The 4,289-nt window shown below is 69.9% G+C and carries 4 protein-coding genes; 1 reads left to right on the forward strand and 3 read right to left on the reverse strand.

The window, feature by feature from the left end; all coding sequences use genetic code 11:
* The 3 genes from VHK87_RS06605 to VHK87_RS06615 form a co-directional block, all read right to left on the reverse strand.
* The coding region (locus VHK87_RS06605) for a sensor histidine kinase (protein ID WP_329634107.1) at nt 1–1,079 on the reverse strand (1,079 nt) is incomplete at its 3' end.
* A 130-nt stretch (nt 1,080–1,209) separates the two neighbouring features.
* A complete protein-coding gene (locus VHK87_RS06610) occupies nt 1,210–2,997 on the reverse strand; it encodes an acyl-CoA dehydrogenase C-terminal domain-containing protein (RefSeq protein ID WP_329634108.1) in 1,788 nt (595 codons plus the stop codon).
* Between the two features lie 45 nt (nt 2,998–3,042).
* Complete coding sequence (locus VHK87_RS06615) at nt 3,043–3,513, reverse strand: MerR family DNA-binding transcriptional regulator (protein ID WP_329634109.1); 471 nt, start codon at nt 3,511–3,513, stop codon at nt 3,043–3,045.
* 103 nt (nt 3,514–3,616) lie between these two features.
* Here VHK87_RS06615 and VHK87_RS06620 point away from each other — a divergent pair.
* The coding region (locus VHK87_RS06620; RefSeq protein WP_329634110.1) for a UDP-N-acetylglucosamine--N-acetylmuramyl-(pentapeptide) pyrophosphoryl-undecaprenol N-acetylglucosamine transferase at nt 3,617–4,289 on the forward strand (673 nt) is incomplete at its 3' end.

The raw sequence follows: 4,289 nt of genomic DNA on the forward strand, positions 1-4,289 counted from the left end.
GCCAGCCGAAGGTGGACGCCGCCGGGCGCGGCCGCTGCGCCGAGGCTCAGGCTGACGCCGCCCTGGTCGGTGAACTTGATCGCGTTGGAGAGCAGGTTGTTGAGGATCTGCGAGAGCCGGGTGGGGTCGCCGGTGGCGTGCGCAGGCAGGTTCTCGAGGCCCTCGACGGTCAAGGACAGGCCCTTCTTCGCCGCCTCGCTGGACCAGAAGGCGACCGCGTCGCGCACGAGGGCCGGCAGGTCGAAGCTGACGCTCTCAATGCTCATCCGCCCGGCTTCCATCTTGGAGAGGTCGAGCAGGTCGTTCAGCAGGGCGCGCATCATCTTGCCGGCCTGGCCGATCAGGGCCGCATGGTCGGCGGCGCGGGCCGGGTCGCGGCCGACCGCCTCGGCGCCGGCCAGGATGGCGCTGATCGGGGTCCGCAGCTCGTGGCTGACCATGGCCACGAAGGCCGACTTGGCGTCGGTAAGGGCCTCGGCCTCCGCCCGGCGCCGCTCGGCCTCCTGGCGGGCGGCGCGGACCACCGCCTGGCTGCGGGCCACGGCCCGCCAGGTCACGGTGGAGGAGAAGACCATCAAGCCCAGGATCACCGCTGAGGCGAGGGCGAAGCTGGCCGCGCCGGAGATCCGCAGCGCCATCCAAACCGTCGCCCCCATGCACAGCAGGAGCGGGGTCATCGAAGCCATGAAGGCCGTCGACGACCGTTGCGTGGTGACCAGGCCGTTCAGCACCGCGCTGGCCAGGAAGGGACCGGCGAGCGCCAGGCCGAGAAGGCCGGTCTGCTGCACCGCCAGCACGGCGAGCGCGCCGTAGACCAGCGAGTTCATCGCTAGGACGCCCCAGCCGAGCGCCCTGGGGTGGCGCCAACCGGCCTGGTTCTCGGGATCGAACAACAGGACTTCGGCGGCCTGGATCGCCAGGTAGAGCGCCAGCCAGACGCTCGCGGCCTCCCAGCCGATCACCAGCCCGAAAGCGGCGGCATGGGCCACGCTCACCGCGATGCGGCGGCGCGCCCCTCGCCGCCGGGCCAGCATGGTCTTGGTCAGGCCGACATCGTTGTCGGCGATCGCCCCCGGCATGCCTTGCGGTCTCTCCAGCAGCGGCTGAAGAACCGCTTGGAGACCAATGTTACGCATCGACCCTAAGGGGTCGTAAAACGACGAGGGTTCGCAGCCGTGAACAAAGAGGGTGAACGCCGCTTCGGCGGGGCTAGAAGGCCTCCGCCGGCAGCTTCATCATTAGCTCCGCGCCGGTCTTCAGCTTCGCCAGGTGCGCCCCGCTCTCCGGCAGGATGCGCTCCATGTAGTAGCGCCCTAGCGTGACCTTGGTGGGGTAGAAGGGATCGGTGTCGCCGCCCGCGATCTTGGTCAGCGCCGCCTTGGCCATCAGCGCCCACATGTAAGCCAGCGCCGTCAGGCCGAAGAGCTGCAGGTAGTCGGTGGAGGCCGCGCCTGCATTCTCCGGGTTCATGAGCCCGTTCTGCATCAGCCACAGGGTGGCCTCCTGCAACTGGCCCTTGGCTTCGGCCAGGCGGGTGACGAAGAGCTCCAGCTCCTTGTCGCCCTCGTGGGCGGCGACGAACGCGTCGATCTCGGCGAAGAAGGTCATCGCCGCCCGGCCGCCCTCGGCCGCCAGCTTGCGGCCGACCAGGTCCAGCGCCTGCACCCCGTTGGTGCCCTCGTAGATCATGGTGATACGGGTGTCGCGGACGTATTGGCTGGCCGGGAAGTGCTCGGTGAAGCCCGAGCCGCCGTGCACCTGCAGGGCGTCCGAACAGGCCTTGAAGCCGCGGTCGGTCAGGAAGCCCTTCACCACCGGCGTCAGCAGCGCCATGTAGTCGGCCCCCTTGCGGCGCGCGTCCTCCTCGGAGCTGACGTGGGAGAGGTCGCCATGCAGGGCGGTCCAGAACAGGAAGGCGCGGCCGCCCTCCACGATCGCCCGGACGTCCATCAGCATGCGGCGCACGTCGGGGTGGACGATGATCGGGTCGGCCGGGCCCTCCGGGTTCTTCGGACCGGTCAGCGACCGCATCTGCAGCCGCTCCTTGGCGAAGGCGGCGGCGGCCTGGTAGGCGGCCTCGGCCTGGGCGATGGCCTGCAGCCCCACCCCGATCCGCGCCTCGTTCATCATCACGAACATCACCTGCAGGCCGCGGTTCTCCTCGCCGACCAGCCAGGCTGTGGCCTCCTCATGCTGCATCACGCAGGTGGCGTTGCCGTGGATGCCCATCTTTTCTTCCAGGCCCGCACAGAACACGCGGTTGCGCTCGCCGGGATGGCCGTCGGCGTCGGGGATGAACTTCGGAACGATGAACAGGCTGATCCCCCGCGTACCGGCCGGGGCGCCCTCGATGCGCGCCAGCACCAGATGGACGATGTTCTCCGCCATGTCGTGCTCGCCGCCGCTGATCCAGATCTTCTGGCCGCTGATGCGGTAGGTCCCGTCCGGCTGGGGCGTCGCCTTGGTGCGGATCAGCCCCAGGTCCGTGCCGCAGTGCGGCTCTGTCAGGTTCATGGTGCCGCACCACTGGCCGGTGGCGAGCTTCGGCAGGTAGAGCTGCTTCTGGGCGTCGGAGCCGCCGACCGCGATGGCCGAATAGGCGCCGTGAGTCAGGCCGGGATACATGCCGAAGGCCATGTTGGCCCCGCTCATCATCTCCGAGAAGGCCAGGTTGACCACATGCGGCAGCCCTTGGCCGCCGTAGGCCGCGTCGGCGCCCAGCGCCATCCAGCCCCCCTCCACCAGCTGCCGGTAGGCGGCGGCGAACCCGGTCGGCGTTTTGACCGTGTGGTCCGGACTCCAGGTGCAGCCCTCCTTGTCGCCCACCGCATTCAGCGGGGCCAGCACCTCGGCCGCATATTGCCCGGCGCTCTCCAGGATCTGGTCCAGCACCTCGCCGGCGGCGTCGGAGAAGCCGGGCAGGTTGGCGTAGCGGTCGATCTCCAGGAGGTCGCGCAGCAGGAAGGCCTGGTCGCGGATCGGCGGCGTGTAGGTCATGCGAACTCCGGCGGGCCAGGCGCGCCGGGCCCGTCAACGCGAAAGTTAGTGGGCGTGCTCGGGATCGAGGCGCCGGCGCAGCACCTGCTCGTAGTCGGCGGCCTGGGGCAGCAGGTCCGGCCGGGTCTCGGCCAGCTGCTTCTCCATCTGCGCGACGCCGGCCTTGAGTTCGGCGATGGCGTTGTCGATGTCGACCCGCTGGGCCTCCAGCGCGACGATCCGCTCCTGGAACTTCTTCAGCGACTTGGCCGCCTGCGTCGCGCCGCCGTCGCCGACGTTATAGAGGTCGAGAATCTCGCGGATCTCGGCCAGCGCCAGGCCGACCCGCTTGCCGCGCAGGATCAGCTGCAGCCGGGCGCGGTCCTTGTAGGAGTAGACCCGGTTCATGCCGTCCCGGGCGGGGTTCAGCAGGCCCTTGTCCTCATAGAAGCGCAGAGCCCGCGGCGTGCATTTGAATTCCTGGCACAGCTGCCGGATCGTGAAGGTGCGGTGGGGGCGGCGAAGGTCCGCAGTCATGGGCGTCTCCCGATCACGCGTCTCTGCGCGATGGCGAAACGGTAGGCTAACGTTTGCGTCAACGTCAAGCAGGGCGCCGCGAGGGACGAGGGCGCGCTTGCGCATGGTGCTCGTGCGGGTGACCCTTCGCGCGGGAGAATACTTGATGCCGCACAAAGCAGCTGCCCTGGCCGCCGGCGGTACGGGCGGGCATCTGTTCCCCGCGCAGGCGTTGGCGAGCGAACTGAGGCGGCGCGGCTGGCAGGTGACGTTGCTCACCGACGCTCGCGGCGCGGCCTTCGCCGGCCGGGCCTGCGGCGACACTGTAGCTGTTCCGGCGTCCCAGCTCGGCGGCGGTGCGGCTGGGAAGGCTCGCGCCGCTGCAGTGATCGCAACCGCCACCTGGAAGGCGAGGCGAATTCTGCGTGAGCGACGAGCGCGTGGGCTTGTCGGGTTCGGCGGCTATCCTTCGTTCGCGCCGGCTCTGGCCGCCAAGAGCCTTGGGTTGCCCCTGCTTCTGCACGAGCAGGCGACAAAGTTCAGCCTGGCGAACCAGAAGCTGCTGGGCGCGGCGACGCGGGTCGCGCTCTCGTTTCCGATCGAGCATCGAGGCCCGGACGCCGCGAAGTTCGTGCTGACGGGCCCGCCGGTGCGGCCCGAGATCGCCGCGGCCGCCGGCGCCCCCTATCCGCCGCTGGGCGGCCCGATCCGCCTGCTCGTGGTGGGCGGCAGCCAGGCGGCGGCCGTGTTCGGCGAGCAGATTCCCCCCGCCCTCCTACAACTGTCGAACACGCTGC

This window comes from Phenylobacterium sp., assembly GCF_036263695.1.
GTDB lineage: Bacteria > Pseudomonadota > Alphaproteobacteria > Caulobacterales > Caulobacteraceae > Phenylobacterium.